The 26,430-nt window shown below is 62.8% G+C and carries 28 protein-coding genes; 11 read left to right on the top strand and 17 right to left on the bottom strand.

Translation table 11 applies throughout. The features are described 5' to 3' along the window. Window positions 1–45 precede the first annotated feature (45 nt). From JF616_07345 to JF616_07325, 5 genes are all read right to left on the bottom strand, one after another. Window positions 46–420 carry a hypothetical protein gene (locus tag JF616_07345; GenBank protein ID MBW8887559.1) on the bottom strand — a complete coding sequence of 125 codons (375 nt, stop codon included), beginning with the start codon at window positions 418–420 and terminating at the stop codon, window positions 46–48. 80 nt (window positions 421–500) lie between these two features. Beyond that, the gene (locus JF616_07340; protein MBW8887558.1) at window positions 501–1,406 is read right to left on the bottom strand and encodes a hypothetical protein; all 906 of its coding nucleotides are present in this window, start codon (window positions 1,404–1,406) and stop codon (window positions 501–503) included. Window positions 1,407–1,493: 87 nt separating this feature from the next. Continuing rightward, on the bottom strand, window positions 1,494–2,063 hold the full coding sequence (locus JF616_07335; protein MBW8887557.1) for a hypothetical protein: 570 nt from the start codon (window positions 2,061–2,063) through the stop codon (window positions 1,494–1,496). Further along, entirely contained in the window at window positions 2,060–2,440 is a 381-nt protein-coding gene (locus JF616_07330; protein MBW8887556.1) for a hypothetical protein, read from the bottom strand. Before JF616_07330 ends, JF616_07335 begins: the two co-directional genes overlap by 4 nt. Next, complete coding sequence (locus tag JF616_07325; GenBank protein ID MBW8887555.1) at window positions 2,424–2,978, bottom strand: RNA polymerase sigma factor; 555 nt, start codon at window positions 2,976–2,978, stop codon at window positions 2,424–2,426. Before JF616_07325 ends, JF616_07330 begins: the two co-directional genes overlap by 17 nt. A gap of 316 nt (window positions 2,979–3,294) precedes the next feature. On the opposite strand from JF616_07325, the gene JF616_07320 reads away from it, so the two are divergent. Beyond that, window positions 3,295–4,992, top strand: coding sequence for a DUF1800 domain-containing protein (locus JF616_07320; GenBank protein ID MBW8887554.1), 1,698 nt, complete (start codon window positions 3,295–3,297; stop codon window positions 4,990–4,992). Beyond that, window positions 4,986–6,569 (top strand): DUF1501 domain-containing protein, encoded by a 1,584-nt coding sequence (locus tag JF616_07315; GenBank protein MBW8887553.1) that lies wholly within the window; start codon window positions 4,986–4,988, stop codon window positions 6,567–6,569. The genes JF616_07320 and JF616_07315 overlap by 7 nt, the downstream gene beginning before the upstream one ends. An 84-nt stretch (window positions 6,570–6,653) precedes the next feature. Here JF616_07315 and JF616_07310 read toward each other — a convergent pair whose 3' ends face one another. After that, window positions 6,654–7,355 (bottom strand): TVP38/TMEM64 family protein, encoded by a 702-nt coding sequence (locus JF616_07310; protein ID MBW8887552.1) that lies wholly within the window; start codon window positions 7,353–7,355, stop codon window positions 6,654–6,656. A 99-nt stretch (window positions 7,356–7,454) separates the two neighbouring features. Further along, window positions 7,455–9,947: an NAD(P)-binding domain-containing protein gene (locus JF616_07305; GenBank protein MBW8887551.1), complete on the bottom strand. Its 2,493-nt coding sequence runs from the start codon at window positions 9,945–9,947 to the stop codon at window positions 7,455–7,457. 40 nt (window positions 9,948–9,987) lie between these two features. Between JF616_07305 and JF616_07300 the strand changes: the two genes are divergently transcribed. Genes JF616_07300 through JF616_07290 form a run of 3 tightly spaced genes read left to right on the top strand, consistent with a single transcriptional unit; the run spans window position 9,988 to window position 11,796 of the window. After that, window positions 9,988–10,896 (top strand): carbon-nitrogen family hydrolase, encoded by a 909-nt coding sequence (locus JF616_07300; protein ID MBW8887550.1) that lies wholly within the window; start codon window positions 9,988–9,990, stop codon window positions 10,894–10,896. A gap of 30 nt (window positions 10,897–10,926) precedes the next feature. After that, window positions 10,927–11,373: an SRPBCC domain-containing protein gene (locus JF616_07295; GenBank protein ID MBW8887549.1), complete on the top strand. Its 447-nt coding sequence runs from the start codon at window positions 10,927–10,929 to the stop codon at window positions 11,371–11,373. Window positions 11,374–11,397: 24 nt separating this feature from the next. Further along, window positions 11,398–11,796, top strand: a complete 399-nt coding sequence (locus JF616_07290) for a response regulator (GenBank protein MBW8887548.1) — start codon at window positions 11,398–11,400, stop codon at window positions 11,794–11,796. On the opposite strand, the gene JF616_07285 is transcribed toward JF616_07290, so the two are convergent. Beyond that, entirely contained in the window at window positions 11,774–12,508 is a 735-nt protein-coding gene (locus JF616_07285) for a cob(I)yrinic acid a,c-diamide adenosyltransferase (GenBank protein MBW8887547.1), read from the bottom strand. The genes JF616_07290 and JF616_07285 overlap by 23 nt on opposite strands. A 45-nt stretch (window positions 12,509–12,553) precedes the next feature. Here JF616_07285 and JF616_07280 point away from each other — a divergent pair, with 45 nt between their 5' ends. Next, a complete protein-coding gene (locus JF616_07280) occupies window positions 12,554–14,017 on the top strand; it encodes a methyltransferase domain-containing protein (protein MBW8887546.1) in 1,464 nt (487 codons plus the stop codon). A gap of 36 nt (window positions 14,018–14,053) precedes the next feature. On the opposite strand, the gene JF616_07275 is transcribed toward JF616_07280, so the two are convergent. From JF616_07275 to hemF, 5 genes are all read right to left on the bottom strand, one after another. Beyond that, window positions 14,054–15,265 (bottom strand): aminotransferase class I/II-fold pyridoxal phosphate-dependent enzyme, encoded by a 1,212-nt coding sequence (locus tag JF616_07275; protein MBW8887545.1) that lies wholly within the window; start codon window positions 15,263–15,265, stop codon window positions 14,054–14,056. Window positions 15,266–15,294: 29 nt separating this feature from the next. Continuing rightward, window positions 15,295–16,170 carry an FkbM family methyltransferase gene (locus JF616_07270; protein ID MBW8887544.1) on the bottom strand — a complete coding sequence of 292 codons (876 nt, stop codon included), beginning with the start codon at window positions 16,168–16,170 and terminating at the stop codon, window positions 15,295–15,297. After that, window positions 16,140–16,805 carry an NUDIX hydrolase gene (locus tag JF616_07265; GenBank protein MBW8887543.1) on the bottom strand — a complete coding sequence of 222 codons (666 nt, stop codon included), beginning with the start codon at window positions 16,803–16,805 and terminating at the stop codon, window positions 16,140–16,142. Before JF616_07265 ends, JF616_07270 begins: the two co-directional genes overlap by 31 nt. Window positions 16,806–16,815: 10 nt before the next feature. After that, on the bottom strand, window positions 16,816–17,310 hold the full coding sequence (locus JF616_07260) for a hypothetical protein (GenBank protein ID MBW8887542.1): 495 nt from the start codon (window positions 17,308–17,310) through the stop codon (window positions 16,816–16,818). A gap of 129 nt (window positions 17,311–17,439) precedes the next feature. Then, on the bottom strand, window positions 17,440–18,327 hold the full coding sequence (gene hemF, locus JF616_07255) for an oxygen-dependent coproporphyrinogen oxidase (protein ID MBW8887541.1): 888 nt from the start codon (window positions 18,325–18,327) through the stop codon (window positions 17,440–17,442). An 84-nt stretch (window positions 18,328–18,411) separates the two neighbouring features. Between hemF and JF616_07250 the strand changes: the two genes are divergently transcribed. Continuing rightward, window positions 18,412–19,293, top strand: a complete 882-nt coding sequence (locus JF616_07250; GenBank protein MBW8887540.1) for a prolipoprotein diacylglyceryl transferase — start codon at window positions 18,412–18,414, stop codon at window positions 19,291–19,293. Window positions 19,294–19,331: 38 nt separating this feature from the next. Here the strand turns inward: JF616_07250 and JF616_07245 are convergent, their stop codons facing one another. Both JF616_07245 and rlmN read right to left on the bottom strand, forming a co-directional pair. Further along, the gene (locus JF616_07245; GenBank protein ID MBW8887539.1) at window positions 19,332–19,886 is read right to left on the bottom strand and encodes a ferritin-like domain-containing protein; all 555 of its coding nucleotides are present in this window, start codon (window positions 19,884–19,886) and stop codon (window positions 19,332–19,334) included. Continuing rightward, window positions 19,883–20,971, bottom strand: coding sequence for a 23S rRNA (adenine(2503)-C(2))-methyltransferase RlmN (rlmN, locus tag JF616_07240; GenBank protein MBW8887538.1), 1,089 nt, complete (start codon window positions 20,969–20,971; stop codon window positions 19,883–19,885). The genes JF616_07245 and rlmN overlap by 4 nt, the downstream gene beginning before the upstream one ends. Window positions 20,972–21,061: 90 nt before the next feature. On the opposite strand from rlmN, the gene rfbF reads away from it, so the two are divergent. From rfbF to JF616_07220, 4 genes are all read left to right on the top strand, one after another. Continuing rightward, on the top strand, window positions 21,062–21,829 hold the full coding sequence (gene rfbF / locus JF616_07235; GenBank protein ID MBW8887537.1) for a glucose-1-phosphate cytidylyltransferase: 768 nt from the start codon (window positions 21,062–21,064) through the stop codon (window positions 21,827–21,829). Beyond that, a complete protein-coding gene (gene rfbG, locus JF616_07230) occupies window positions 21,814–22,905 on the top strand; it encodes a CDP-glucose 4,6-dehydratase (GenBank protein MBW8887536.1) in 1,092 nt (363 codons plus the stop codon). The genes rfbF and rfbG overlap by 16 nt, the downstream gene beginning before the upstream one ends. Window positions 22,906–22,968: 63 nt before the next feature. Then, on the top strand, window positions 22,969–23,514 hold the full coding sequence (gene rfbC, locus JF616_07225) for a dTDP-4-dehydrorhamnose 3,5-epimerase (GenBank protein MBW8887535.1): 546 nt from the start codon (window positions 22,969–22,971) through the stop codon (window positions 23,512–23,514). 3 nt (window positions 23,515–23,517) lie between these two features. Then, window positions 23,518–24,444 carry an NAD(P)-dependent oxidoreductase gene (locus JF616_07220; GenBank protein MBW8887534.1) on the top strand — a complete coding sequence of 309 codons (927 nt, stop codon included), beginning with the start codon at window positions 23,518–23,520 and terminating at the stop codon, window positions 24,442–24,444. 28 nt (window positions 24,445–24,472) lie between these two features. On the opposite strand, the gene JF616_07215 is transcribed toward JF616_07220, so the two are convergent. Continuing rightward, window positions 24,473–25,240 (bottom strand): class I SAM-dependent methyltransferase, encoded by a 768-nt coding sequence (locus tag JF616_07215; protein MBW8887533.1) that lies wholly within the window; start codon window positions 25,238–25,240, stop codon window positions 24,473–24,475. A gap of 126 nt (window positions 25,241–25,366) precedes the next feature. After that, on the bottom strand, window positions 25,367–26,374 hold the full coding sequence (locus JF616_07210; GenBank protein ID MBW8887532.1) for a glycosyltransferase family 2 protein: 1,008 nt from the start codon (window positions 26,372–26,374) through the stop codon (window positions 25,367–25,369). Between the last annotated feature and the right edge of the window lie 56 nt (window positions 26,375–26,430).

Here is a 26,430-nt window from a genome sequence, read left to right as displayed (position 1 = left end):
GCGGATGTTTCCATCCGCCTTTTCCGTTATGAATCGATTGAACGTTTACTTGCCGGTATAAACCAGCTTGCGCGTCGCTTCCGCCTTTTCGGCACGCACCGTGAGGTAGACGAAGCCGGTGGTCGCGCCCTGCAAGGGTACGATTTCGAGCGCGGCGTGGGAATCGCGACGGAAGATCTGCTGGCCGCGGGCGTTGTAGACCGTGACCGAAGCCGGGCGCTCCAGGAAAACGTGCAGCGAGCCCTGCGCGATGAAGGCATCCGTCAAGGGGGACTTGGCTTCCGAGGTAACCTGGGTGTTACCTGGCGCGGCTGCCGGAGAAGGTTTGGCCGGAGCGGGCGAGCCCGTGTCGGCGCAGGCCAATGCCGCCGCAAGAAGCGGCAAAGCGGCCCATCGAGTAAAGGGATTTGCGTTCGCCATGCCCTAATTATGCCTATTTCCCCGCGGACGTGCTAGCGGCCATTCGATTCAGGGTAGGTGGATTTAGGATTTTGAGCGGGTTATTTCCGGGTTTGGGCGGGTTTTTGATCCAGGCCCGGGGGAGGTGCCGGCTTAGCCGCGGCTGCGTTTTTTTCCGTCGCGGGACCTTTTCCCGGGGACCGGGATTCCTCGAAGAAGGTGCGCAAAAGGTCGGGCGCATGTTCGGCGTACCAGGAAAAGTCGTGCTCGCCTTCCGGAAAAGCATGTACCTGCGCGTTGGGATAGAGCGCCCGGAATTGGCTCAAGTAAGGGAAAACCTGGTCGGCAGGGAACAAGCGATCCTTGCCGCCTTGGACGAAGTCCCAGGTTCCCTGGGAGAAGCGGGCTTGCCCGGGAAGGCTTTCCATGGGAAGAACGAGTTGGGGCGCGCTCGAGATGAGGACGCGATGGCGCAACGGTCGGGAGCCTTGCAGGCTATAGCTGACCACGCCCAGGCAGCCGTCCGAGACCCCGACCATGTTCACGTCGCCGGGATCGATCGGGTAATTCTTCAGCATGTAGCCGATGAGGAATTCGATGTGCGCCAGGCCCTGGGGCGTGGGCCATTCCGCCCCGGCATAGGCCGAAGGGCTGCAAACGTAATAGCGGCGCGGAGGGATGTAGTCCAACCAACCGCGATGGGCCTCAAAGCCCTTCTCGCGGTTCTGGCTGCGCATGCCGCCGTGCAGCCAGATGATGAGGCCCGCCTTCCCGCGCTTGGGGGGGCCGCCCGCCGGTAGGCTGATGCCGCAGGCGACGCTGTCGAGCCCGAGACGCAAGTGCAAGGCCGGAGGCGCTTGGATTCGGGCGGCCGGGACGGCCGCCTTGGAGGCCGTTGCCGGAGGGTCAGCGGGCAGGGAGGATTGCGCAGCGGCGGCTGCGAAGGCGGGAAGGGAAACGGTGGCCGCGAGAAGGGCCAGATACGGGATCAACTTCGTGGCGCGCATGCCCCCAAAGATAACTTCCTGGTGGCGGAGGATCCCGGACCGGGAGGGAGCCCTTTCATACGGAAGGGCTTCCCCGGCCGAGGCATCTTATTGACCCTGATCCGGCGGGCCTTGGCGTTGATCTTTGCCGCCGCGGCGACCGGGATGGTCCTTCTCCCATTCGTCGCGCCAGGCGCGCCGCTTTTCCATCCACTCTTCCTGCAAGGTCTGGAGCTTGGCGTGCTGATCAGCGGTGAGGTTGCCGAGCACTTGGGTCAAGGTCTCCACCCGGAAAAGCGTGATCTGCTTATCCAGGTCCGCGATCTTTTCGGCCAAGGCCATGGCCTCGGATTTGTTGACGGGATAGATGGAAAGCGAATTCTTGAGATCGAGCTCGAGCGTGGCCTTCTGGGCGTGCAGCTGGATCTTCTTCTTCTCGGCCGCGAGATGGATCTCCCGCAGCTTCTTCTCCTGATCCGGGGAAAGCCCGAGTTCGTGGAACATGCGGGGGGACAGGAACATCCCCATGCCTCCGTCTTCGTGGTCGTGCCCCATCGGTCCATGGCCCATACCGCCCGGCCCCGGCTGGGCCGCCGCCGACAAGGCCAGGGCCAACGCCAATCCCATCCCGGCGCCCGCGCGCCGCCAAAACGCCTTTCCCGTCATACCATTCCTCATAATGCCTCCTCGGCCTCATCGGCCACCAAATCGATGTTCCCTAGATCCGCCTGCCAGCCCAGCAGCTCCGGATCGATTAATTCGGTATCGGCCCCGGCCTGCGCCGATAACGGCGCCGCGGCGGATGCTTCGCGAACGGGTTCGTTCGCCGGCCCCCGAAATAGCCCGAAAGCGCCCAGAGCCAATAGTCCCGCGGCGAGGACGACGGCCGCCGCGCGCAAGTAGCGGACGCCCGCCCACTCCCAACGTCCCCCGGCGTCGGGGCGCCGCCCGGCGCGCGGGCTCAGCGCGGAGCGCTCCGCGATGCGACGCCAGAGTTCCGGGCGCGGACGCAACCGTTCGGCCTCGCGGAAGAGACCGTCAAGATCGTTTTTCAACCTTCGCCTCCTGTTCGAGATATTCCTTCACCTTGTCGCGCGCCCGCGAGAGCCGCGACTTGAGCGTGCCCTCGGGCAGCTTGAGGATGACGGACAATTCCTTCAGGGGAACGCCCTCGCCCTCCTTCAACCACAGCAAGGACCGCGTCTCCGCATCCAGGCCCGCCAGGGCCTTGGCCAGCAAATCGGTCAGCTCCACCGAACCGCCCCGGGCGCGCGGCGCCAGCTCTTCCGCGTTCTCCCATTCCAGCTTGGCGCGGTTCTTCGCCTGCTGAAGCCGGTTGAGGCACATATTGTGGGCCACCCGATACAACCAGGTGCCGAGCGCGCTTTCCCCGCGGAACTCCCCGATGATATCGGGCAGCCGCACGAAGAGATCCTGCACCACGTCCTCGGCTTGTTCCCGGGAGAGCAGGATGCGATAGCATTGGTTCAGCAACCGCCCGGCGAAAGTCTCGTAAATCCAATGCAATCCCTCCAAGCGTCCTGCGCGGAGCTCTTCCAGGCTTTTCATTTCGGCGCCGATCCAGGGCTTCATGGGCCTCCGACCGGGCCGGCGCGTTGTGCTTTTCGCGGCATTCCTGGCCTAAACTACACTCTCCGAATCCAGGGGGGGGCGCCTACGGCCCCTTCCCTTGCCCTGGTACCCCAATTGGACCCGCGGAGTTGGCGGCGGGTTCCAAGCGAGGCTCGGACGGGCCACCGTTATCGGATTAGCGGATTCCCACCTGAAATCACCGCCTTCCCGAAGCGACCGGGAAAGGGCCGGCCGTTATCGGATCGGATCTTTTTCTGGTGTAGGGCCCTCGGAGCGATTAAAATACCCGGATGGAAACCATCCCGGGAGGAACCCCATGAAGGAACGGACCTTAGCGGCGGCTCGCAAGCAGGCCGCCACCGCCTTGGCGGGCGACGCCGCCTTCGCCAAATACGCCAACGCCGCGTTGCCTAAACGCGCTGCGCTGACGACGGGCCTGGAGCCTTACGCGGGCAAATGGGATCAACGCCATGCCACCCACCTTTTGCGCCGGACCTTGTTCGGCTACACTCGCGCCGATCTGGCCAATGCGCTGGGGCTTACCGCCTCGACCTGCGTCGATGCGCTTCTGAATGCGACGGATGCCGAGCCCGGCCTGCCGCTTTCCACCGACTCCAATGATCCCACGCCGGTGGGCACCTCCTGGACTGTTTCCGATTACGACGGCAATTACAATTCGACCCGGCAACGTTCTTTGCAGAATTGGTGGATGGCGATCCTTTTGGGGCAAGGATTCTCGCTGCGCGAGAAGATGACCTTGTTCTGGCATAACCATCTGGCCACCGAACTGGATGCCGTGGGCGATCCGCGTTATGCGTGGATGCATCATACCCTGTTGCGTAAAAGCGCCCTGGGGAATTTCCGCGATCTGATCAAGCAGATCACCATAGACCCGGCCATGCTGAAATACCTGAATGGGGACAGCAATACCAACACCAATCCCAACGAGAACTTCGGGCGCGAAGTGCAAGAGCTGTTCACCATCGGCAAGGGGCCGGAGATTTCAGCGGGCAATTACACCAATTATACCGAGGATGACGTGAAGGCCGCGGCCCGCGCGCTGACCGGGTGGCGGGACGTGCGCGGGGCGGACGCCTCCGAATTCGTGGCCACAAAGCATGACACGAAGGACAAGGCTTTTTCCGCCGCCTATGGCAGCACGGTCATTACCGGCCGCAGCGGGGCCGATGCGGGGACCCAGGAGTTGAAGGATCTGGTCGACATGATTTTCGCCCAGACCGAGACGGCCAGGTATTTCTGCCGCAAGCTGTACCGCTGGTTCGTGTACTACGATATCGGGACGGACGTGGAGGCCAATGTCATCACGCCCTTGGCGGATCAATTCATCAAGGGCGATTTCGAGGTGAAGCCCGTGCTGGCGACCCTGCTCAAGAGCGCGCATTTCCACGACGCCGCCAACCAGGGTTGCTTCATCAAAACCCCCGTCGACATCGTGGCGGGGAGCCTGCGCCAGTTGGAAATCCCCTTGCCCGACGGCACCGATCCGGTCAAGCAATACGCGCTGATGCAGGCGCTGGTGGGCGAAGCCGCGCGCATGGGCCTGGAAATCGGGAATCCGCCCAACGTGGCGGGCTGGCCGGAATTCTACCAGATCCCGGTGTTCTACGAGGCCTGGATCAATTCGGATACCCTGCCGCGCCGCGAGCAGTATACCGACAAGCTGGCCGCGGCCAAGGGATACGGGTATTACACCGACAAGTCCTTCCTCTCAGCCGACGTCCTTAGCATGGCGAAGGCCACCTCCGATCCCAGCAAGGCCGATGTCATCGCGGCGGAATGGGCTGCCCTGCTCTTCCCCATCGACCTCACCGATAACCAACTGAAGTACCTGAAGGACACCTTGCTGAACGGCCTGCCCGATTACGAGTGGGGCGTGGAATGGGACGCCTACGTGGCGTCGCCTTCGGACGCGACCTTGATCAAGCCGGTGGATACGCGACTACGGGCCTTATTGACGGCCATGATGGAAATGGCGGAGTACCAATTATGCTGAAGGGAGCCGGCATGGAACGCAGGGAATTCCTGAAACTGAGCGCGGCGGCGACGGCGATCCCCTTGGCGGGGGGGGCCGGTCCGGCGGCGCGCGCCTTCGCCTCGCCTTTGGCCGCCCTGGCGGCCCAGGTCCCCTCGGACCGGGTGCTGGTGGTGCTACGGTTCGACGGTGGCAACGACGGCCTCAACACCGTGCTGCCCCTGGACCAGTACGATAATCTCGCCAAGGCGCGGGCCAACATCCTCATTCCCGCCGATAAGGCCGTAAAACTGGACGACAAGACCGGGCTGCATCCCGCGCTGGCCGGCTTGGGCAATCTCTACAAGGACGGGAAGCTGCGCATCGTGCAGGCGGTGGGTTACCCCAACCATAACCAGAGCCATTTCCGCTCCACGGACATCTGGTTCTCCGGATCGGACTACAACCAGGTGCTTTCGACCGGATGGCTGGGCCGCTACCTAGACACCATTTTTCCTGGTTATCCGGACGGCTACCCCAGCGCCGATTTCCCCGATCCGCCGGCGGTGCAGATCGGATCCTCGCTGTACACCCTCTTGCAGGGGCCCACCGTACCAATGGGCATGGCCGTAGCCAGCGCCACTTCCATCTATACCCTGACCCCTGCCGGCGTCGATACCGCGCCCGCGACCCCGGCCGGCCACGAACTTTCCTTCATCCGCCAGATGGTGACGGAAACCCAGAAATACGGGGACTCCCTGAAGAAGGCGGTGGCGGCGGCGACCAATAAATCAACCTTGTATCCGGCTTCGGGCAATACGCTTTCCGACGCCCTGAAAGGCGTAGCCCGCCTGATCGCGGGAGGCATCAAGACCAGGATTTTCGTGGTGACCTTGCGCGGCTTCGATACCCACGCCAACCAGGTGGCCGCCGCCGATTTGACCACGGGAAACCACGCCAACCTTTTGGCCAAGGTGAACGACGCGCTGGTGGCCTTCCAGGACGATCTGAAATTGCTGGGCCTTGAGAATCGCGTGATGGGCATGACCATCTCCGAGTTCGGACGGCGGATCCTATCCAATGCGTCGCTCGGAACCGATCACGGGACTTCGGCGCCGCTCTTCGTCTGGGGCGCGGGAGTGCAAGGGGGCTTGTTGGGAACCAATCCCGTCATCCCCGCCACCGTGACGGTGAAGGATAACATCCCCATGCAATACGACTACCGCTCCATCTACGCCAGCATCCTGAAGGATTGGCTGGGAGTGGGCGCGGCCGATCTCTCCAAGGTGATGCTGAAGGATTTCCCCGCCTTGCCCATCGTGTCCTCCCCCATCCTCCCGCGCGGTCCCGTCGAGCGCGGCGACGGCCTTCAGCCCAATTTCCCGAATCCATTCCGGGGCGCGACCACTTTGCGCTGGCGGGTGGCGTCGTCCGAGCGCGTGCGCTTGCGCGTGTTCGACATGCGCGGGCAACTGGTAAGGACGGTCGTGGACGAATTCCAGGCTTCCGGAAGCTATGCGCGCACTTTCGAGGCGACGGGCATGGCCCCGGGCGCTTACCTGTGCCGACTGGAAGTGGGAGAGCGCAGTTTCCAACGCGCTTTGGACGTGGAACGGTAGCTCAATCGGAGGTAACCGGCCCGACATGACAGGCCCGGGCGATATCTCGCCGGACAGAGCCGGCCCGAAAACGCCCTACCGGGGCTAGCCTACCCGCGCCGTGCGATCGGCCAAATCCACCGGCTTGTGCGGAACCGCCTTGCGGATCATGTGGTTCAGGATAAAACCCGCCGCCACCGTAGTCGCCAGGGCCATGCCTAAGATGACCCAGGTCAGCGGCTTCAACTCGGACGGGTCTTCCAACAATACGTTGCCTATGTGGCCCACGTACAGGTAGAAGAAGATGTCGGGGGTTAGGGCCAGGAAGGAACTGAAGAGATACAGCTTCGGATCCAGCTTGGGGATGGTGAAGAGGTAGTTCAGCACCGTAAAGGGCAGGAACGGGTTGAGGCGGATGAGGAACACCAGGATGTTCCCGTGCTTGGAAACCGCCTCCAAAACGGTTTGCAGGCGCGGATGATCGTGCCGCAATTGTTCGACCCGCTGCCGCCAAAGCTTTTTGCCTACCGCGTAGCACACCGCCACCGATAGCGTTGCCGAGAACGCCGCCAAAAGGAACCCCAGCCAGGGCCCGTAGAGCGTCCCCGCCATGATGATGAGGCCGGAGATGGGAATGAAGAAAACCGAAGCCAGCACGAATACGGCGATATAAGGAATGACCGCCAAGGGACCCAGATCCCGGAACCAATCCAAGGCATCGCTGAGATGATCTTTGAGGGGATAAAAGAAATTGAAGATGACCACGCCGGCGATCAACAGAACGATGAGCAAAATCTTGGATTTCATGACTGCGTATTAGGTCCAGACCCCTACGGAAGGCCTCCGGGGATTGTCCAATCTAATAAAGACGGATTCCACCCCCCAAAAGCCCCTAGCGGATCCGCCCTACCGGATTCCCGCTTTCCAATCCTGTTTCGGGAAATCGGGGGCCTCTTGGCGCCCGCGATTTTCCGGGTCCGCCTGCGCCCGGATGGAGCCGAACGCCAAGGTTTCCGTAGGACAGGCCTGCACGCAAGCCGAACAGCGAACGCATTGGACGTCGTTCATGGGGATGCCTTGGTTGGCGTAATTCATGACGTCGATGCCCATGTGGCAGCTTTTGGTGCAGATGTTACAAGAGATGCATTTCTTCTTTTCAGCGAAGATACGGAAGCGCGAGAACCGCGCGTAGACGTGCATCAGGGCGGCCAGGGGGCAGCCGAACCGGCACCAGACGCGGCCGGACAGGAAGAAATACAGGCCCAGGCCGAGCACGCCCGCGAAAAACACGTCGATGCCCAATTTGTAAACCCCGCGGAAGGTATCCAGCCACAAAGGCCCGGCGCCAAGATGCCGGGACGCGTAGCCGGCGGCGGTGAGCGCCAGGGCGGCGGCCAATACGACTTGGCCGATGTTATCCATGCGCTTAGGCCCTTTACCGTGGGGAGCCTGCTCGCGGGATTCATCGCCCAATGCCTCGGCCATGCCGCCGCAGCTGCAGATCCAGCCGCAATACGCGCCTTTCCCCCAGCGCCAAACGATGAAGAAGAGGATCCCGAAAGTCTGGACGAAAGGGAACCAGGTCCAGAAGGCGCTGCGGCCGAAATCGTTCATGTCCAAGGGCCAGAAGAGCACCAGGCCGAAGCAGGAATATTTGCCCGCCGGGAAGACTTCCCGCATGAGCCAGGAATCGGCGGCGAAATGGGACTTGATGAGCGGATCGAACAAATGGAAGGGCAGCAGGAACAGGAAGAAAACCTGCACCGCCATCAGCACGAGCATTTGACGGCGGATGTAGCGCGTCTTCTTGACGGCCATGCGGCGAAGACCGAAGACGATGACGGTGAGGCTGTACAAAAGGCTGTACCAATAGGTCGGGGCTTCGGACCAGCCTGCGGTTTGGCCCAGCAGGAATCGGAAATAGATCCCGGCGAAGAAAACGGCGACGGCGATGAAGTAGGCGGACTTGAAGCGGGCCCAGGGCGTTCCGAAATACCGCCGCCGGCGCCGCAGGGCGGCGATCAGGGCCACGGGGCCGGCGATCAAGAAGGCGAGCGAGCCCGCCCAGCCCAGCAGAAAGCAAAGGGATGGATACCAGGAATAATGGTGTAATGACCAGGGCAGGTCGCGGGCGAGGTCGGGCCGGAAGGGGACGGTGAGATACGCCCAGGCGGTCCCGGTTAACCCGTGGACGCCTCGGAAAACGTCGTGGGCGGCGCCCGCCTTGCCGAAATAGACCATGCAGAAGAAGGCCAGCATGGCCGCCAGGAAGACGAACCCCGCCGCGTCCTTTCCGCCCGCCAACCGGATGCCCGACCGTTTCAGGAAGGCGATCGGCAATTCGCGCCCGATCAGGACGAACACCTGGTCCGCCGCGAGGGTTCGTTCGCCTGGCGGCCCCTCACCCCGCGTCTCCGAAAGGACGGCCTCTCCCGGGCGGATGGCCTTGGGGACGCTCCCGAAAGCGGTTTCGATGCGTCCGCCTTCCCTTAGGAACTCCAGCCTTTCCCGGTTTTCCGGTTTGGGGCGCGAAAGCGCGCCACCCCGATAGGCGAGGGTCACTTGATTGCCGGCTTCGGCCAAGGCGCAGGCGGCTTCCACCGCCGTATCTCCCCCGCCCGCCACCAGGATGCTTTTCCCGTGGAAATCCCCGGGATCGATCAGGCGGTTGGAGACGTGGGGAAGATCTTCGCCCGGAATTCCCAGCCGCCGCGCATCCCCCGTTTTGCCGATGGCGAGGACCACGCGCAGGGCGGAAAACCCGCCTCGGGAAGTTTCGACCCGCAGCCGGTTCCCGTCCCGTCGTATCCGATCCACGCGGACGCCGGCGCGTAGTTTCAATCCTTGGCCATCGATTTGCCCATGCAGGTCGGCAAGCAGGCTTTCCTTGGATCCATCCCGGATGGCCAGCGGCGAAACGGCCGCATAGCCGTCCGGCTTGGCCAGGATCGGTTTTCCAGCCGGAAAATTCTCGATGGTGCTGAAAGGCCGGGACGATTCCAAAACCAGGTAGTCCGCTCCGGCGCGCGCGAAGGCCAAGGCGCAGGCCAGCCCGGCGGGTCCCGCGCCGATGATCAACACGTCGTGTCGGCCTTCACCGGTCGTTTCGCCGGTCGTTTCGCCGGCCTTGTTGCCGCCTTCCCCGCCATCGCTATGGGCGTCCTCTCCCCGGCCCTGTCGCGCGACGAAGTCCGGGTCCGCCAGGATGTGCCGGGCCGCGCGGGCGCCGCTTTCCGAAGCGAGCTTGAGCAGGGGCACCCCGGTCAAATCGCCGACGATGTATAAACCGGGGATCGAGGAACGGTAATCGGAATCGATTTCGGGATAGCGCTCCACCGTCCCGGTGGGGTTGCCTTTTTGCAGCCAGCGAAAATAAGGGCCGACAATGGGGATGCGCAAACGTGCCTCGGGGTTAAATTAACATTAGAAGGCTATGGAAATGGAACTGCACCTGGTGCAAATGGCTATCGCGCGAGGGAAGCCCGAATTGAATCGGGCCAAGGTGCAGGCATTGACCGCGCCCATCAAGCCCTCGGTTCCGGCGATGATCGTGCTTCCGGAACTATTCAGCACGGGTTACCTGGATGCCGCGACGTTATCGGGAGGAGCGAATCCCGCTTCCGGACGTACTCCCGCGGGAAGCCTCGGCCCGGAAGCCCTGGCCGGCGTGGCCGCGGCGGACCGCGCCTTCCTCGCCGACCTGGCCCGCAGGACCCGCTGCTGGGTGGCCGGGACCACGGTGGAAGCATCCCAGCCGGGGGCCCGGGAACTTCATGGCGGGACCGCCGGCCAAGGGGACGAAGCCCAGAGCCCGCTTACGGCTGCGGGACTTTACCGCAATCTCAGCCTGCTCTTCGGCCCCGATGGCTCGGAGCGGACCTCCTACCGTAAAATCCATCCCTTCAGCTACGGCGGCGAGGATAAGCTCTTCGAGGCCGGACGCGAAATCGTCACCGTCGACGTGGAGGGGTGGGTGGTGCAGCCTACGATTTGCTACGACCTGCGCTTCCCGGAACTTTACCGCGCGGGCTCCGGCCGCGGCACGCACTTGATCCTGGTGCAAGCCAATTGGCCCGAGGCCCGGCAAAGCCATTGGCGCGCCTTGCTCCAGGCGCGGGCCATCGAGAACCAGGCTTTCGTGGCCGGGGTCAATTGCTGCGGGGAACAGGACGCCCTCCGCTATGCGGGCGGATCGGCCGTGTACTCGCCTAAGGGCGAGCCGGTCGCGCAGGCGGGCGCGGAAGAAGGTTTGCTTCGGGCCAAGTTGGATCTGGACGCTTGCAAGCAATGGCGCAAGCACTTCCCCGCCTTGCGCGATCGGCAGCCCTGGGACTTCTTTGCGATATAATCGCCGGCGAAATACTACCTTTCACGAAGCATGAAGATCGCCACCGAGATCGCCTTGCAAGGCCCGTCGGAGCGGGTCTGGAGCATCCTCACCGATTTCGCCGCCTATCCCGAGTGGAATCGCCTGATGAAAGCGGTGCGCGGCCAGGCCGCGGCCGATGCGCCGCTGGAAGTGGATCTGCAGTACTGGGGAAAGCCCGTGCAGACCGTGGCGGGCACCATCACCGGTTTCATGGCTCCCAAGTATTTGAGCTGGACCTACGCCCATAAGCTCGGCGCCTGGTTCCTGGCCTCCGAGCACGTCCTTCGCCTGAAGGAAAAGGACGATGGTCGCGTGATTTTTTTCCAGGAAGTGTACCACACCGGCCTGGGATTGCGATTCCGCCGCCGCGACGTGGAGCATTACGTGCGCCTGTCCCTGGACAAGCTCAACGATGATCTGAAACACCGGCTCGGCGAAGGCGAATCCGGCGGCTAGCGTCACCGGCATCATGGGGTAGGCATGCAAGATAAGGTACGGACCATCCTGGTAATCGAGGACGAGGATGCGGTGAGAAGCCTGCTGCGCACCCTGTTGCGGTTGGCAGGTTACGAAGTGCTCTCCTGCCAGGACGGCGAGGAAGCCCTGGATCTCATGGAGGCCAGGGGCGGATCGATCCAGCTTCTGATCACGGACGTGAACCTGGGGACGGGGATGGACGGTTTCGAGGCGGCCCAGGCCCTACGGTCCCGTCTGCCGACGCTCAAGGTGCTTTACATGTCGGGGAAGGAAGAGGCGGACCGGCTCGCGGACCGCGCCGACGCCAACGAACGTTTCCTGCTCAAGCCCTTCACGCCGCGCTCGTTCACCGATGCCGTACGGGCGATGCTGAGCACCGTCAGGGAGAACGCGGTTTCCTGACGGCCCGGCCCCTTGACCCTTCGGCTGCGGCCGCTTCGGTCATGGTCGCACGGTTCGCTTTCCCTTTCTTCGCGCCGTATTCCCACAGGTATTCCGGAGCGCCCTCCAGCCAAGCCGCATAGCGCGACAGCACGAAGAACCAGTCCGACAGGCGATTCAGGAATTTCAGCAGGAGCGGATCGACGGCTTCTTCGCGCGCCAGCCGCAGGGCCTCGCGTTCGGCCCGCCGGCACACCGCGCGGCATTGATGCAAAGCCGCATTGGCCGGGGACCCGCCGGGCAGGACGAAGGAATCCAAGACCGGTAGCACGGTCTGCAACAAGTCCATTTCCTTTTCCAGCGTCGAGACATCGGTTTCGGAGAGCGTGGGCATGCCGGGATAAGTTTGGCCGGCCGGGGTGGCGAGCAGGCTGCCGACATCGAACAGGCGATTCTGGACGCGGCGCAATTGGGCTTCGAGATCGGCCGGAGAGGCGGGAGAGGCGGGAGCCTTTTGTCCCACCGGGGACTTGGCGGAGGACGCCTTCTTGGCGCCGGAGACGCGGCCTGGGATGGTCGAAAGGACGGTGCGCGCCGTGCCCACCAGGCAAAGCAGCTCGTCCACGGTGCCGTAGCTTTCCAATTTCCGGCAATCCTTGTCCACGCGGACGCCGCCTACCAAGGATGTCTTGCCTTTGTCTCCGCCGCGAGTATAAACGCGGGAAATGCGAATAGCCATGGGGGAGAATGTAATCCAAAAGCGTTACAATGGAAGCGTATGAATGCCAAGGGATCGGATGTGGCCGCGCACGTGCGCGCTCAGTACGAAGCGTTTCCTTATCCCGCGTACGGATTGTTCCTTCCCTTGCGCGGCCAAGAAGCCTACGCTTCCAATTCCCTCTTCGCGGCGCGCGTGCTGGAGCAGCGCGGCTTGGAACCGTCCCTGCGGCGCGCCCCGGCGCCCGCCGTGCTCTTGGCCGGGTGCGGAGACGTCTTCCCTTATCTATCCACCTTCTGGGAGCCGCGCCGCCACGGTCTTATAGCGATGGATCTGTCGGCGCGCAGCCTTAGGCGCGCGCGGCTTCGCTGTCTCCCGCGCATGCGCGCGATGGAATGGCTGCGGGCCGATCTCGGGGACGAAGATATCCCGCTTCCGGAAGGATTGGCGCATGTCGATTGCTATGGCGTGCTGCATCATATGGCCCGGCCCGCGGCGGCCTTGGGGCGCATCGCCCGCCTGCTCGCTCCCGGTGGAACGGCTCGCATCATGGTTTACAATAGCGAAGCGCGAACCTGGATCCGCCACCTGCAAAGGGCCTTCGCACTTCTCGGCCTGGAAGGGACGGAACCCGGCGATCGCGAGCCGGCCCGGTCCCTGCTTCAGGCCCTGGCCGAAGTCTCCCCCGCCCTACGCGCCCGCCTCGCCCCCATGCATGACGTCCTCTCCCATCCGGCGCGCTTGGTCGATACCTTTTTCCATGCGCGCGAGGCGCGCCTAGGGGCGGCCTATTGGTTGCGGGCCCTCGCGGACGCGGGCCTTGCTCCTATCGGGCTTTATGATCGCTACGGGGAGTTGGACGATTTGCCCAATCCCTTGCTGGAAGTCCCCACGGCGGCGGCCTTGGGGGCGCGCATTGCCGATCGCCGTTTCGAGAATAATCTGGAGTTGTACTTGGCCAAGATAGGCCCGGCGGGCGAAGCCATCGGAAACGCAGGTCCGGGCGGCGGCGCGGAAAATTCCCGTCGCCCTTTCCCCGTCCATCTTCCTTCGGCGCTGGCGTTGCGGAACCCGCCCGCATCCTGGTGGGGCTACCGGGAAACGCGCAAGTTACCCTGGTACCGGCGCCGTTCGATCTGGATGCATTTCCTGGCCAACCTGCGCGGCCGCCCCTCCCGGGCCGATGCCTGGGCCGCCCGCATGCCCCCGCGCGCCTTGCAGCGACTGGGCCGCCTGGGCGCGATTTGGCCGGATGAATGCGCGAGCGCGGAACTCAAGGCCTTGCTGCGGAGCCCGCTGGAAGCCTCCATGGAGCCGCCGGAATTCCCGGCCGCATTGGAGATACGGGGAAACCGGGGCCTGCGCGATAGGGTCGAAGGTTTATTGCGCGGCAGGGCCGTCCCGAAGGGGCGGGAGGAAGGAAGGCCAACCGGGACGGAAGGCCGCATGGAACCGGGAGCAACGCAGGCGGAACGACGGATGGAACAAGTGATGTCGCGCCTGGATGCCGCGCAGAGGCCGTAAGACCCTCTCCCAAAACGCGGCCGTTAGCGGGAAAAATCACAGGGAGCGGCGGAATTCCCCCAGCCGTTCCACCGCCAGCGCCAAGGTCTCTTCCTTTTTGCAGAAGCAGAAGCGCAGCTTGTGGGCGACCGTCGCGGCGGCGCGGCCCGAGAGCGCCTTGGATTTATAGAATGAGCTGCCGGGAACGGCGGCCACCTTGGTTTTCTCCACCAGGTGGCGGGCCAACTCGGCATCGTTCCGGAAGCGTCCTTTGATCAAATCGGCGACGTCCGCCATGACGTAATAGGCGCCCTTGGGAACATGGCAATGGAAACCGGCTGCCTCCAGGCCGGCGACCAGGAAATCCCGCCGCGCCCGGTAATGCTCGGCCAACTCCTGGTAGAAGCCGGGACCTAGCCCTAAGGCCCCGCGCACCGCTTCCTGCAAAGGCGTCGCCGCGCAGACGGTCATGAAGTCGTGCACCTGCCGCAAGCCGTCGGTGAGGCGCGCATCCGCCACGGCCCAGCCTACCCGCCAACCCGTGATGCCGTAGGTCTTGGAAGCGCTGCCGATGGTAACCGTGAGATCTTCCAGGCCCGGCAGCGAAGCCGGGCTCACGTGCACGGACCCATCGTACAGGATATGCTCATAGATTTCGTCCGAGAACACTTTCACTCCCCAGCGTTGGCAATGCTTGGCGATGAGGGTCAGCTCTTTCCGGGTGAAGACCTTGCCGGTGGGGTTGTGCGGCGTATTGATGACGATGGCCGCGGTGCGGTTGTTGAAGGCGCGCGCCAGTTCCCTCTCATCGATGGACCAGTCCGGTTCCCGTAAGGTCACGTACACCGGCTTGGCCCCGCAGAGGTAGGCGTCCGGATGGTAGTTCTCGTAGAAGGGCTGGAAGAGGATGACCTCCTTGCCCGGATCCAAGGTGGAGAGGAAGGCGCAGATCATGGCCTCGGTCGCCCCGCAGGTAACCGTAACGTTACGGTCCGGATCGGCCTGGATCCCGTTATAGGCCCCGACCTTCTTGGCGATGGCCTGGCGCAGGGAGGCCATGCCCCAGGTGATGGAATACTGGTTGAAATCGCCGTCGACGGAGGCGCGGGCGAATTCCTTGAGAGCCGGGTCGCAGGGGAAATCCGGAAAACCCTGGGCCAGGTTAACCGCCCCATGCAGATGCGCCATGCGCGTCTGCTCGCGGATGACCGACTCGGTGAAATCGCGGAGGCGCAGGGCGGGAGCGGCTATGGTTCGTGACTTCGGCATGCGCGAAATCTAGCCAGAAAAACCGCGATTCAGGCGCGGTCGAAACGCGCGATGCCGGTGCGGGAGCGCGGATCGCGGCGGCTGCTCCGGCAAACGAACCCCGCGGCGGACAAATGATCCGCCACGCGCGCATACGGGATGCCCGAGATCTCGTGGAATTCGAAGATGATGCGGTTGAAGCGCCGCAGCGTTTCCGGGCCCGCTCCCAGAAGGGTTTCCATCTCGGCCCCTTCGCAATCCATCTTGAGGAAATCGACCTGACCGGAAACCCCGGCCGCCTCGATCCAGTCCGCCAAGCTCAGTACCTTTACCTGTTCGACACCCGCCGCACTAGCGACGCCCGCCGCGCCAGCAGCGCCGGCCCCACCCGCGTAGAAGCTGCTATAAGGACTCCGTTCGGCGGCGTAGATTTCCCGGACCCCGCTGGTTCCCGCGACGCCCGCCTGGAGCGCCGTAATGCGGCGGCCCTTGGATGCGTCGGGCGCGGACGCCAGATTCCCCTCCAGCTTCCGGAAGGTGGTCGCCACCGGCTCCAAGGCATACACCTGGGCCCGGGGGCAGGTATGGGCGGCGTAGAGCGCGAACGCGCCGAGGTTGGCGCCGGCATCGAAGATGACCGCCTCCCCGCCCGCGAGCGGGTATTCCTCATCCACCCAGGCGCTCCATAGGACCAGGAAATCGTCCCCGAACTCCAACCGGTAGGAACCGCCGCCCTTAAGGCCGATGCGGATCGGGGAACGGATCCCTTTCAGCGCCACGTAGTACAACAAGGCGGAGATGGGCTCGGCGAAGACTTGGAACGCTTTGCGTACCTGGACGGGCCTCAGCCGCGCGCATCGGACCAGGGTATGATAGAGGCGGAGAAGGATTTTCTTCAGAAGGCCCCTCGCGGCCGCCCGCGCCAAAGGCAGAAGCCCAGCCTCACCTGCACCGAATCGATATGCGGCAAGGCCTGATCGTGATCCCACAGTTCCAGGCGGATGAACTCGCCTTCCTCCGCCTTGCCGCGGGCGCCGCCTTGCAGGGCCTGGTACTCCTTAGAGGGGAGGTCCAGCGAGCAGCCGAAGAAGTGGATGGCCTCGTCATCCAGGCCCGAAGAGGTATACAAGGGCCGCTCATTCAGCCGGATCAATTGATCGCGCCTTACTTCCAGTCCCGTCTCCTCGTGCAACTCCCGGATGGCCACCGCGGCGGGGTCGTCCACGTTCTCGTCCACCATGCCGGCCGGGAACTCCAGGGTTTCGGCTCCGCTCCCCACGCGCCGTTGGCGCAGCATGAGGAATTTCCTCTCGCCCGTCTCCAAGTCGGCGACCTCCGTGACGACCACCACCGCATGCCCGCGCAAGAGCGCATAGGCCGGCAAGGGCCGGCCGGCGGGATCTTCGATGCGGGTCTTCAGGAGCGCGAAGAGCAGGGAGCCATCCTGCTTGCAACAATCGGCCAGCAGCTCCACTTTACGGAAGACGCAACCGTTGGCTTCCACGGTGCGCTTCCAAGCCCGGTATTTCGGGGCCGCGAGCAGTCTCTCCGGTTCCTGCATGATCGGATGATTAAGGCCCCACGGCGTGGAATTCGAGCCCCAGCCCGATGCGCGTCATGGCTTGGGCGTTCTTGCCTATGAAGAACGAAGGCACCACCACGGCGTAGAAATCGAGGGTTGGGGTCGCCTTGAAAACGGCCATGGCATCCCCGCCCAGATCCACGTAATGGTTCACGACGTGGGAGTAACCCGCGTGCGGCCCCAGGCGTAACCAGAAAGCCTGGTCTATTTTCGGCTTCCAGTAGGCGGCTACGTAGCCCCCGAACTCCTCGGCGGCTTTCCAGCCGTCGGTTTGGGGGGCGAAATGGTTGTAGTTCAGGTGCAAGCCGAAGTCCCAATCGTCGTTGGCGGAGCCGATAACCCCCAACTCCCCGCCCACGCCGAGCTTGTAGTTGTCATCGAAGATGTCCGCCCGTAGCCCTACGTCCCATTTGGGAGCGGCGGACGCGAGGACGGGGGCGAGGCACAAAAGGGCGGCGAAGGCCATACCACGGGAACAGGTCATGCTTTTCTCCTCTTAGGGTCCGGGGCACTGAGGCCCTGAATATATCGACTTGGGGCCGGATGGGCAACCGGGATCCGGTCCGGGAAATCGGCGCTTACCGCGAACCGCCGCGGCCCGCAAGACCACCCGCTACAGGTCCGCCCAAGGCTGGGGCTTCAGGAAATGCTCGGTCAGGCGCGCTTCCGGGCTGCCGGGCTCGGGCGTCCAGCCGTAGGTCCATTTGGCCAAGGGGGGCATGGACAGGAGGATGGATTCGGTGCGCCCGCCGGATTGCAATCCGAACAGGGTGCCGCGGTCCCAGAGCAGGTTGAATTCCACGTAACGCCCGCGGCGGTACAATTGGAAGTCCCGCTCCCGCTCGCTGACGGCCATGTCCCTTCCGGTCAGAAAGGGCCGATAAAGATCAGGGAAGGCCAGCCCGAGCGCTTCGGCCCAGGCGAAATCCTTCTCCTTGTCCTCGCGCAGATGATCGAAGAACAGGCCGCCCACGCCGCGCGGCTCGCCGCGATGCTTGAGGAAGAAGTACGCGTCGCAGGCATCCTTCCAAGCCAGGTAATCCCGGCCATGGCGCAGGCACAGGTCCCGGAGGGCGCGATGGAAACCGATCACCTGCGCCTCCACCGGATAATACGGGGTCACGTCCACCCCGCCGCCGAACCACCACACGTCGCCCGCCTCGAAGTAGCGGACGTTCATGTGGATGGTGGGAACATGCGGGTTACGGGGGTGCATGACCAGGCTGACGCCGGTGGCGTAGAAAGGCGTGCCGGGCGCGATCCTGAATTGGGTGGCCGCCGCGGGCGGCAAGGAGGAACCGGTGATGGCGGAGAAGCCCACGCCTCCCTTCTCCAGCAAAGGCCCGTCTTCCCAGGTGCGCGTGACTCCGCCCCCAAGGCCCGACGCGTAGGTCCACGCGTCCTCGCGGAAGGATTTGTCTTCGCCGGAAAGGAAGGCGGAGATCCGTTCCTGCACGCCGCGGACGGCGGCGGTGATGGCGTCCTTATGGGGGCCCGGCATGGGAGGCTAAGCTAGGAATTTTTCTACTTTCGGTCGGATCGAAAACGAAGGAGCCCCATCGCATAAGGGGCTTGGAAGGCAAGCATGGGCGGATTCCTCTATTGGTGGCAGCATCTCCCTTCCCACCTGGACCCCGTTCTCCTCCACCTCGGGCCTTTGCGCATCCAATGGTACGGCCTCATGTACCTGGTGGCCTTCACCGTAACCTACTTCCTCGCCCGTTCCCGCTGCCGTAACGAAGAACGCTTCCATCGCTACGACGTGGAGTTCCTCAAGAACCTGCTGACCTATTCTTTCATCGGCGTGCTGGCGGGCGGGCGGCTGGGCTATGTCCTCTTCTATAACCTCAAGTATTACGCGGCCCATCCCTTCGAAGTCATCATCCCCTTCAGCTTCCATGGCGGGTTTCATTTCACGGGCATCTCCGGCATGTCCTATCATGGCGGCGTGACCGGCGCCATCGTGGGCGGATACCTGTTCTGCCGCAAGCATAAGACGGCCGACGGGCGGCCCGCCGACTTCTGGAACCTTTGCGATCTGTTCTTCCCGATCGCCCCCCTCGGATACGTCTTCGGTCGCTTAGGGAATTTCATCAACGGCGAACTCTGGGGCCGGGTGACCGACCGGCCCATCGGCATGTACTTCCCGCTCTCCCCCGATCCCGATCTGCTGCGGCATCCGTCCCAATTGTACGAGGCCTTCTTCGAGGGCTTCTTCATCTTCCTGGTTTTGCTCTTCCTACGCCGCCTGAAATCGCCTAAGGGATCAATGTTCCCCGCATACATCTTCCTCTACGGCTTCGTGCGCTTCTTCATCGAATTCTTCCGCGAACCGGATCGCCAGCTCGGCTTCGTCCTCTTGGGGCGGTTCTCCCGCGGCCAGGAGCTTTGCGCGGCCATGATGGTATTCGCCATCGGCCTGTTCGTATGGCTGAAAGCGCGTAAGCCGGTTCCCGAAGCGGGCTAGGCGCCTATCCGCCGATAAGCCAGGGACCAAGCCGATCCTCAGGTCCTGATCTTTTCCTTCGAGGTTACGAACGGTTCATAGCTGAGCACGTTATAGCTGCGGTCGCGGCCCCAGCCGAACAGCTTTTCGAAAAGGCCCATGGCCCAGTGCTCCTGGGCCTTCTCCAGGAAGAAAACCTCATGGGTCTTCTCCACCCGCGCCATTTCACGGATGCACTCCAGCTCATCCTCCATGCCGTGTTCGCGCGCCAGGATTTCCATCTCCACGTATTCCATCACGTTTCCGCTTTCCAGGCGGCCCGCGAAATACATCGGCATGAACCTTCCGATCATATGGCAGGACAAACCGATGGCCTTACCGATAAAAGCGTACTTGATCTCCAACCACGGGGACGGACGCGCGCCGAGCTTGCCTAGTATGCGGCCGAGCTGTTCCCGGTGCAGCCACTCCTCCTTTTCGATGCGCAGGAGATCGCTTTTCTCGAAGGCGTCGCGTACGCTGGCCGCGTGGCCTTGGTAGGCGTAGGCGGCCGCGCGTTCGGCGGAATAGGCCAACCGCGCAAGATCATGGAAAGCGCCCATGGCGGAGGTCAAGCGGTCTTGCGGGAGCGCTTCAGCTCCCGGTTCCCCAACTGCCCGCAGGCCGCCATCGCGTCCTTGCCCTTGGTGCCGCGCACCCGGCAGTACTGGCCCGCCTCCATCAGCCAATGGAAGAAGTTCGCGGTCGCTTCGCGCTCCGGCCGCGCGAAAGGCGAGTCCCGCCGGGGATTGTAGGGAATGAGATTCACGCAGGCCTTGAGCCCTCGCAGGTATTCCGCCACCTCCCGGGCATGCTCCCGGGTATCGTTAACCCCGGCGATGAGAACGTATTCCATGAAGAGGAAATCCCCGCGGCGATGCAAGGGGAAATCCGCCAGGGCGGCTTTCAATTCGGACAGAGGCCATTGGCGGTTGATGGGCATGATGCGCGAGCGCACCGCGTCGTTGGGTGCGTTGAGGCTCACCGCCAGGCGCAGGCGGGAAAAGCCCTCGGGGGGCGGCTTGCGGGCCAGCTCCGCCAGGCGGCGGATGCCGTCCACGTGGCCGACGGTGGAAATGGTGATGGAGGATTGCCCGATGTTCAGCCCGCGCTGATCGGAAAGGATGCGCACGGCCTGGAGCACGTTGTCCAGGTTATCCATGGGTTCGCCCATGCCCATGAAGACGACGTTCTCGATGGGCTCCTTGAGCACGTGGCGCGCGACCATTACCTGGGCCACGATCTCGCCCGCGTCCAGGCTGCGCAGGTAGCCCATCTGCGCGGTCTCGCAGAAGGTGCAACCCATTTTGCATCCCACTTGCGACGAAACGCACAAGGACTTGTATTGCTTCATGGGGATGACGACGGATTCGCTCTCGTAGCCGTCCCGCAGCTTGAGGAGGAACTTGTAGGTATCCCCGTCGCCGCTGCGACCAGAGATTTCCGGGAGGCGGTAGCCGAACGCCTTGGAGACGGCGGAGGCCAGGGACGGATTGGCGGAGAATTCGGGTAACGCAGCCGGATCATCTTCGGCGCGGCGGTAGAGGGCGCGGAACAATGCGCCGGAATGGTATTCGCCTTTGCCGAACCGGCGCGCGAAATCGGCCACCAGGCCGTCGTAGTCGTAAAGCAGGATATCGTCCGGGCCGGTGAGAGGCATGGAATGGATCTACCTAATTTCCCCCCGGGCGTCCGGATCGACAGGCGCGGCGGTATGGAAAAGTCGCCTCAAAATACCTATGCTCTTTCCATGAAGGTTGTAATCCTGGCCGGAGGTTTCGGCACCCGTATCAGCGAGGAAACGCATCTCAAGCCGAAACCGATGGTCGAGGTGGGCGGCCGCCCCATCCTATGGCACATCATGAAAGGTTACGCCGAAGCGGGGCATACCGATTTCATCATTTGCTGCGGCTACAAGGGTTACGTCATCAAGGAATATTTCGCCAATTATTTCATGCACCGTTGCGACGTCACTTTCGATCTCGCTACGGGCTCCATGAAGGTCCATCAGAGCAACGCGGAATCCTGGAAGGTGACCGTGGTGGATACGGGCGAGAGCACCATGACCGGCGGCCGCCTCAAGCGCGTTCGCGAACATCTGGATAACGAGACGTTCTGCTTTACTTACGGGGACGGCGTTTGCGACGTGAACCTGAAGGCGCTGGTCGCCTTCCACAAGGCCCACGGGCGCAAGGCCACCTTGACGGCCGTGCAGCCGCCGGGGCGTTTCGGCGCCATCGATCTCGCGGCCGACACGGTAACCCGTTTCCACGAGAAGCCCACCGGCGAAGGCGCGTATATCAACGGAGGCTTCTTCGTCCTCGAGCCCTCCGTGATCGACGTCATTCCGGGTGACGATACCATTTTCGAAAAGCAGCCCTTGGAGAAACTCGCCTTGGAAGGCCAGCTCCAGGCTTTCCGGCACGGGGGCTTTTGGCAACCGATGGATACCTTGCGCGATAAGCATTTATTGGAAGAGCTCTGGGCCCGCGGCAAAGCTCCGTGGAAGACCTGGTGAACCCTGCCTTCTGGGGCGGACGTCGCGTCTTGCTCACGGGCCATACCGGCTTCAAGGGTTCATGGCTTACCCTGTGGCTCCGCTCCCTGGGCGCCGAGGTCACCGGCTACTCGGCCCCCCGGCTCTCCACCGATCCCAACCTCTTCACCCTCGCCGGGGTCGCCGCGGACTGCCGCGACATGCGCGGCGACATCGCGGATCCCGAACGGCTCCGCCAGACCATGGAGGGCTCGCGTCCCGAAATCGTTTTCCATTTGGCCGCCCAGCCATTGGTGCGCGAGTCCTATCGGATTCCGCAAGAGACGTGGCGCGTCAATATCATGGGCACCTTGGAACTGCTCCAAGCCTGCCGGGCCTGCGATTCGGTACGGGCTATCGTAGTCGTAACCACCGACAAGGTTTATGAAAATGCCGAGCGCGGAATGCCCTTCCCGGAAGGGGATCCGTTGGGCGGTTACGATCCCTATTCGAGCAGCAAGGCGGCCTGCGAGATCTTGTGCGCTTCGTGGCGGCGCAGCTTTTTCAGCGCGGACTCCGGATCCAAAACCGGCCTAGCGACCGCGCGCGCCGGAAACGTGATCGGCGGAGGGGACTTTTCCGCGGATCGCCTGATTCCGGATTTGGTGCGCGCGCGGATTTCCGACAGGAAGGCCAAGCTTCGTTATCCCCAGGCCGTGCGGCCCTGGCAGCATGTCCTGGAATCCCTGTCGGGCTACCTGCTATTGGCGGAACGTTTGCACGGGAATGCCGCCGATTTTTCCCGGGCCTTCAATTTCGGCCCGCTGGAAAGCGATGTGCGGCCGGTGGGCGACGTCGCCGATGCCATTTGCAAGTCGATCGGCGCTTCCTGGGAATTGGAAAACGCCCTTCAGCCTCACGAGGCCGGCGTGTTGCGTCTTGACAGCGGCCTGGCGAAAAAGGCCTTGTCCTGGGGCCCCCGGCTCAGGTTCGGGGAAATGTTGCAATGGACTTGCGACTGGTATCAGGGCTGGCAGCGCGGAGCCGATCTCCGGGCCCTTACCTTGGATCAAATCGGGCGCTATCAAACGCTCCCATCCCTCGGGAATCCGGAATAGGGAGCCCATGAGCCGCATGCCCGTACGCCGATTCCCCTTGCCGAACTTCCGCGGCGCCGGAAAATGATCTTCGAGGAATTGCCTCTGCCCGGCGCGTTCCGGATAAAGCTGGAAAAGAAAGCCGATGCGCGCGGCCATTTCGCCCGGACCTTTTGCGCGCGGGAGTTTTCCGAGAGAGGGCTTAATCCCTCCTGCCTGCAGTGCAATACTTCCTTCAATCGCGCGCGAGGCACTTTGCGCGGGCTGCATTGGCAAGCCGCTCCGCATGCCGAAACCAAGTTGGTTCGCGCCACGCGCGGCTCGTTATGGGACGTGATGATCGATTTGCGCCCGCAGTCCCCCACCTTCCTTAAATGGCACGGGGAAACGCTGGATGAAGACAACGGCGTTATGCTTTACATCCCGGAAGGGTTCGCCCACGGGTTCGTCACCCTGCGCGACAACACGGAATTGGCCTACCAAATGACCACTTTTTATGATCCGGCCTCCGCCCGCGGCGCGCGTTTCGATGATCCGGCTTTCGGAATCGAATGGCCCGCCATCTCCCATCCCGTCGTTTCGGATCGCGATCTGGCCTTCCCCGCTTTCTCTCCGGACCCGCCCGGTTAAAACATGTCTTCCGGCAACCGCATACTGGTGACGGGCGCATCCGGATTCCTGGGCAGGAACAGCCTCGTTCCGTTGCAGCGCCTCGGTTTCGAGGTACATGCCCTTTCCAGCAAGCCGGCGGCCGATGCCGTGTCGGGGCAGGTCCGCTGGCATCAGGCGAACCTCTTCGAAGTCCGACAAACGCAAGCCGTAGTGGAATCCGTCCGTCCTACGCATTTGCTGCACTTCGCCTGGTACGCCGAGCCCGGCCGGTTCTGGAACAGCCCGATCAATTTGGACTGCCTGACCGCCACGCTGTCGCTGTTGAAAGCGTTCGCGGAGGCGGGTGGAAAGCGCTTCGTGGGCGCGGGGAGTTGCGCGGAGTATGATTGGAACGGAAAGGATGCGTTCGAGGAATCCGATCCCCTCCTGCCGGGCACCTTGTACGGGGCGGCCAAGTCATCCGCTTACCTGACCGGAGCCGCTTACGCGAAAACGGCGGGAATCGAATTCGCCTGGGGCCGGATATTCAACCTGTTCGGCCCCCATGAAGCGCCGGTCCGCATCGTTCCCGCCTTGATCCGGGCCCATCTGTGGGGGGAACGCCTGGATTGCGGCGAAGGCATCCAACTACGGGATTTCCTCCCGGCCGCCGTCATCGCGGATGCCTTCGCGCATATTTGCGACAGCGGGATCCAAGGCGCGATAAACATCGGCTCCGGAGAACCGGTCTCGATCCGGGGGCTATCGGAAAAAATCGCCCAAGCCATCGGCCGCCAAGGCGACGTCCGCTTCGGGACATTTCAGGATACGGGTCCCGCGAAAATCTTGCCCTCGCTGCGGCGCTTGACCCGGGAAGTCGGTTGGAAACCGCCGATGACGGTGGACGCCGGCCTGGCCGAAACCATCGAATGGTGGAAGAGCCAGGGTAAAAGCCCTAAGAGCCCCTGACCTCACCGAAGACGAAAAGACGCCGCCGTTATATCCACTGGTCGCCGGATTTCTCCGAGACCAATCCTTTGCGGGGCGCGTCCAGGATTTCCACCACCGCGATGAAAGGATAAAAGGTGACGGATTTCACCCGGGCTTGCACGGAATTGAAACTGTTATCGTTCAAGGTATTGGCGATGCCCCGCAGATAAGCCGCGAAAGGATTCCGCAACCCGTGGATATCCTCGCATAGGTAGATCCCGCCCGGTTTGATGAAACGGATGATCTCCTCGAAAGTGGGCCTTTGTTGGCGAGGCCGGTGGCCGCCGTCATCGATCACGATGTCCACTCCGCCGACCTCTTCCTGGAACTTGCGCCAGAAAGATCGGTTGGACTGGTTCGCGATCTTGATTTTGACATTGTTCTTTTCGAATCGGCGGCAGTCGGGATTGATGTCTACGCCGAACAGTTCGCAGTCGGCCCCGAAATATTCCTTCCACATTTCCAGGCTTCCTCCGCTGTAGACGCCGATCTCCAGGATCTTGGGGCGCGCTCCGCGGAATTTGGAAAAGTGGGTGTGGTAAGCCTCGAAGTAGTGGCGCCATTTCCAGACGCCCGGGCCCGAACGATGGGAATCGAAAAAGGTCTCGAGGGGGTTTGGCGGGAGGGCGCGGCCGGAGGCCGCTTTCGGATCGCCGATTATCCCATTCGCCTTAAGGCCCGCCAGATGATAGAGACCGGGAGCGTAGACCATGTCTATGAGCGCCCGCGCGATATTGGTCAGCGGCCTTACCGTTTTCCTGAGGCTGTCGAACACTTAACCATCCCGGTTTTGAAACTGAGGTTCCGTGAGAATGGCAACCAGGCCCGGGAAAGTAGGTAAATCGAATTCCTTTTCCCATTCCACCGGCCGCGTTACGATGCCGGCGCGGTGCGTCCGCGATTACGTGCGGTTGCGCATTTCCCGCGCCAAGCGGAAGAGGACGGGCGCGATGGGATGCAAATAATACGCCGCGCAATAGAACACCTTGTGGATCCGGGTTTTCCCCATGCCCAGTTTGCGCATTTCCGAAAAGAACGTCTTTATTTCCGCCCTGGGCAAACGGTGCAGTTCTTCATAAACGTGGAAAAGCTGCCTGGAGTCCAATTCCACCATGACGCCCGGCGTCACCTGGGAACCGTATTTCGAATCCACGTAACGGGTGATCTCCAAGACCGATGCGTACATCCTGGCCCGCGAAGCCGCGGGGAACCGGCCCGGCGTATGGAATTTCTTTTCCGATTCCGCCGCCCCGAAGTCGGGGCTATTGCCGCTTCTGCCTCCGACGATCGGGGTAGCCACGTACCCTAAGCCCCCGTCGATGAAGGCGACGGCGCTCAGGTACACCTGATAAAAGAGGCCGCCGTCGAAGATGTCCGTTTCCATCGACAGCGCCCATTTCCGGTTGATGGTAATGCCGCTGATGAAGCTCGCCAGTCTGAATACGTAAGAGGAATCCGTTTTCTCGACGGAGTCTTGCTTGAAGAGCTTGGTGATGTGGAAAGTCTTACCCGTATCCGCGTAGAATTGATCCAGGGCGCAGGTGAAAAAGCGTACCGATGGGTTCGCGGCTATGAATTCGCGCACGGGCGTTACGCCGGGCTTCCGCATCTTATCATCGTTCCCGAAGAGCAAGACCCAATCCGAGGTGGCGCGCCGGAACAGGCTGCGGGCGTTCCCGTCGTACCCCAGGTTTTTCTCGTTTTCGAAGTAGGAGAATTTCACTCCGGCTTCGTTGAACTTCTTCCCGTAGATCTCCGCCGTTTCCGCGAGCTGCTTTCTCTCCGGCGAACAGTTTTCGCTGATGATGACTTCATCTGGCAGGGAGCCGGCATCGAGGATGGACTGCAAAAGCTCGCGCGTTTCCCGATTCCGATTGTACGCGGGAATGGCCAAGGTAAGGGTCTGCATTTTTTCGCCTAAGCCGAACGATGTCCGGGGTTGATTGATACGACGGATAATAGCAG

This window comes from Fibrobacterota bacterium, assembly GCA_019509785.1.
Taxonomy (GTDB): Bacteria; Fibrobacterota; Fibrobacteria; order UBA11236; family UBA11236; genus Chersky-265.
Note: the sequence above shows the minus strand (reverse complement) of the source record. Positions and strands in the feature narration are given on the sequence as shown.

Bases quoted from the DNA above. Each gene is read 5' to 3' on its own strand.
- JF616_07345 (MBW8887559.1), bottom strand. From the start codon at position 420: ATGGCGAACGCAAATCCCTTTACTCGATGGGCCGCTTTGCCGCTTCTT.
- JF616_07340 (MBW8887558.1), bottom strand. From the start codon at position 1,406: ATGCGCGCCACGAAGTTGATCCCGTATCTGGCCCTTCTCGCGGCCACC.
- JF616_07335 (MBW8887557.1), bottom strand. From the start codon at position 2,063: ATGAGGAATGGTATGACGGGAAAGGCGTTTTGGCGGCGCGCGGGCGCC.
- JF616_07325 (MBW8887555.1), bottom strand. From the start codon at position 2,978: ATGAAGCCCTGGATCGGCGCCGAAATGAAAAGCCTGGAAGAGCTCCGC.
- JF616_07320 (MBW8887554.1), top strand. From the start codon at position 3,295: ATGAAGGAACGGACCTTAGCGGCGGCTCGCAAGCAGGCCGCCACCGCC.
- JF616_07315 (MBW8887553.1), top strand. From the start codon at position 4,986: ATGCTGAAGGGAGCCGGCATGGAACGCAGGGAATTCCTGAAACTGAGC.
- JF616_07310 (MBW8887552.1), bottom strand. From the start codon at position 7,355: ATGAAATCCAAGATTTTGCTCATCGTTCTGTTGATCGCCGGCGTGGTC.
- JF616_07300 (MBW8887550.1), top strand. From the start codon at position 9,988: ATGGAACTGCACCTGGTGCAAATGGCTATCGCGCGAGGGAAGCCCGAA.
- JF616_07295 (MBW8887549.1), top strand. From the start codon at position 10,927: ATGAAGATCGCCACCGAGATCGCCTTGCAAGGCCCGTCGGAGCGGGTC.
- JF616_07290 (MBW8887548.1), top strand. From the start codon at position 11,398: ATGCAAGATAAGGTACGGACCATCCTGGTAATCGAGGACGAGGATGCG.
- JF616_07280 (MBW8887546.1), top strand. From the start codon at position 12,554: ATGAATGCCAAGGGATCGGATGTGGCCGCGCACGTGCGCGCTCAGTAC.
- JF616_07275 (MBW8887545.1), bottom strand. From the start codon at position 15,265: ATGCCGAAGTCACGAACCATAGCCGCTCCCGCCCTGCGCCTCCGCGAT.
- JF616_07265 (MBW8887543.1), bottom strand. From the start codon at position 16,805: ATGCAGGAACCGGAGAGACTGCTCGCGGCCCCGAAATACCGGGCTTGG.
- JF616_07260 (MBW8887542.1), bottom strand. From the start codon at position 17,310: ATGACCTGTTCCCGTGGTATGGCCTTCGCCGCCCTTTTGTGCCTCGCC.
- hemF (MBW8887541.1), bottom strand. From the start codon at position 18,327: ATGCCGGGCCCCCATAAGGACGCCATCACCGCCGCCGTCCGCGGCGTG.
- JF616_07250 (MBW8887540.1), top strand. From the start codon at position 18,412: ATGGGCGGATTCCTCTATTGGTGGCAGCATCTCCCTTCCCACCTGGAC.
- rlmN (MBW8887538.1), bottom strand. From the start codon at position 20,971: ATGCCTCTCACCGGCCCGGACGATATCCTGCTTTACGACTACGACGGC.
- rfbF (MBW8887537.1), top strand. From the start codon at position 21,062: ATGAAGGTTGTAATCCTGGCCGGAGGTTTCGGCACCCGTATCAGCGAG.
- rfbC (MBW8887535.1), top strand. From the start codon at position 22,969: ATGATCTTCGAGGAATTGCCTCTGCCCGGCGCGTTCCGGATAAAGCTG.
- JF616_07220 (MBW8887534.1), top strand. From the start codon at position 23,518: ATGTCTTCCGGCAACCGCATACTGGTGACGGGCGCATCCGGATTCCTG.
- JF616_07210 (MBW8887532.1), bottom strand. From the start codon at position 26,374: ATGCAGACCCTTACCTTGGCCATTCCCGCGTACAATCGGAATCGGGAA.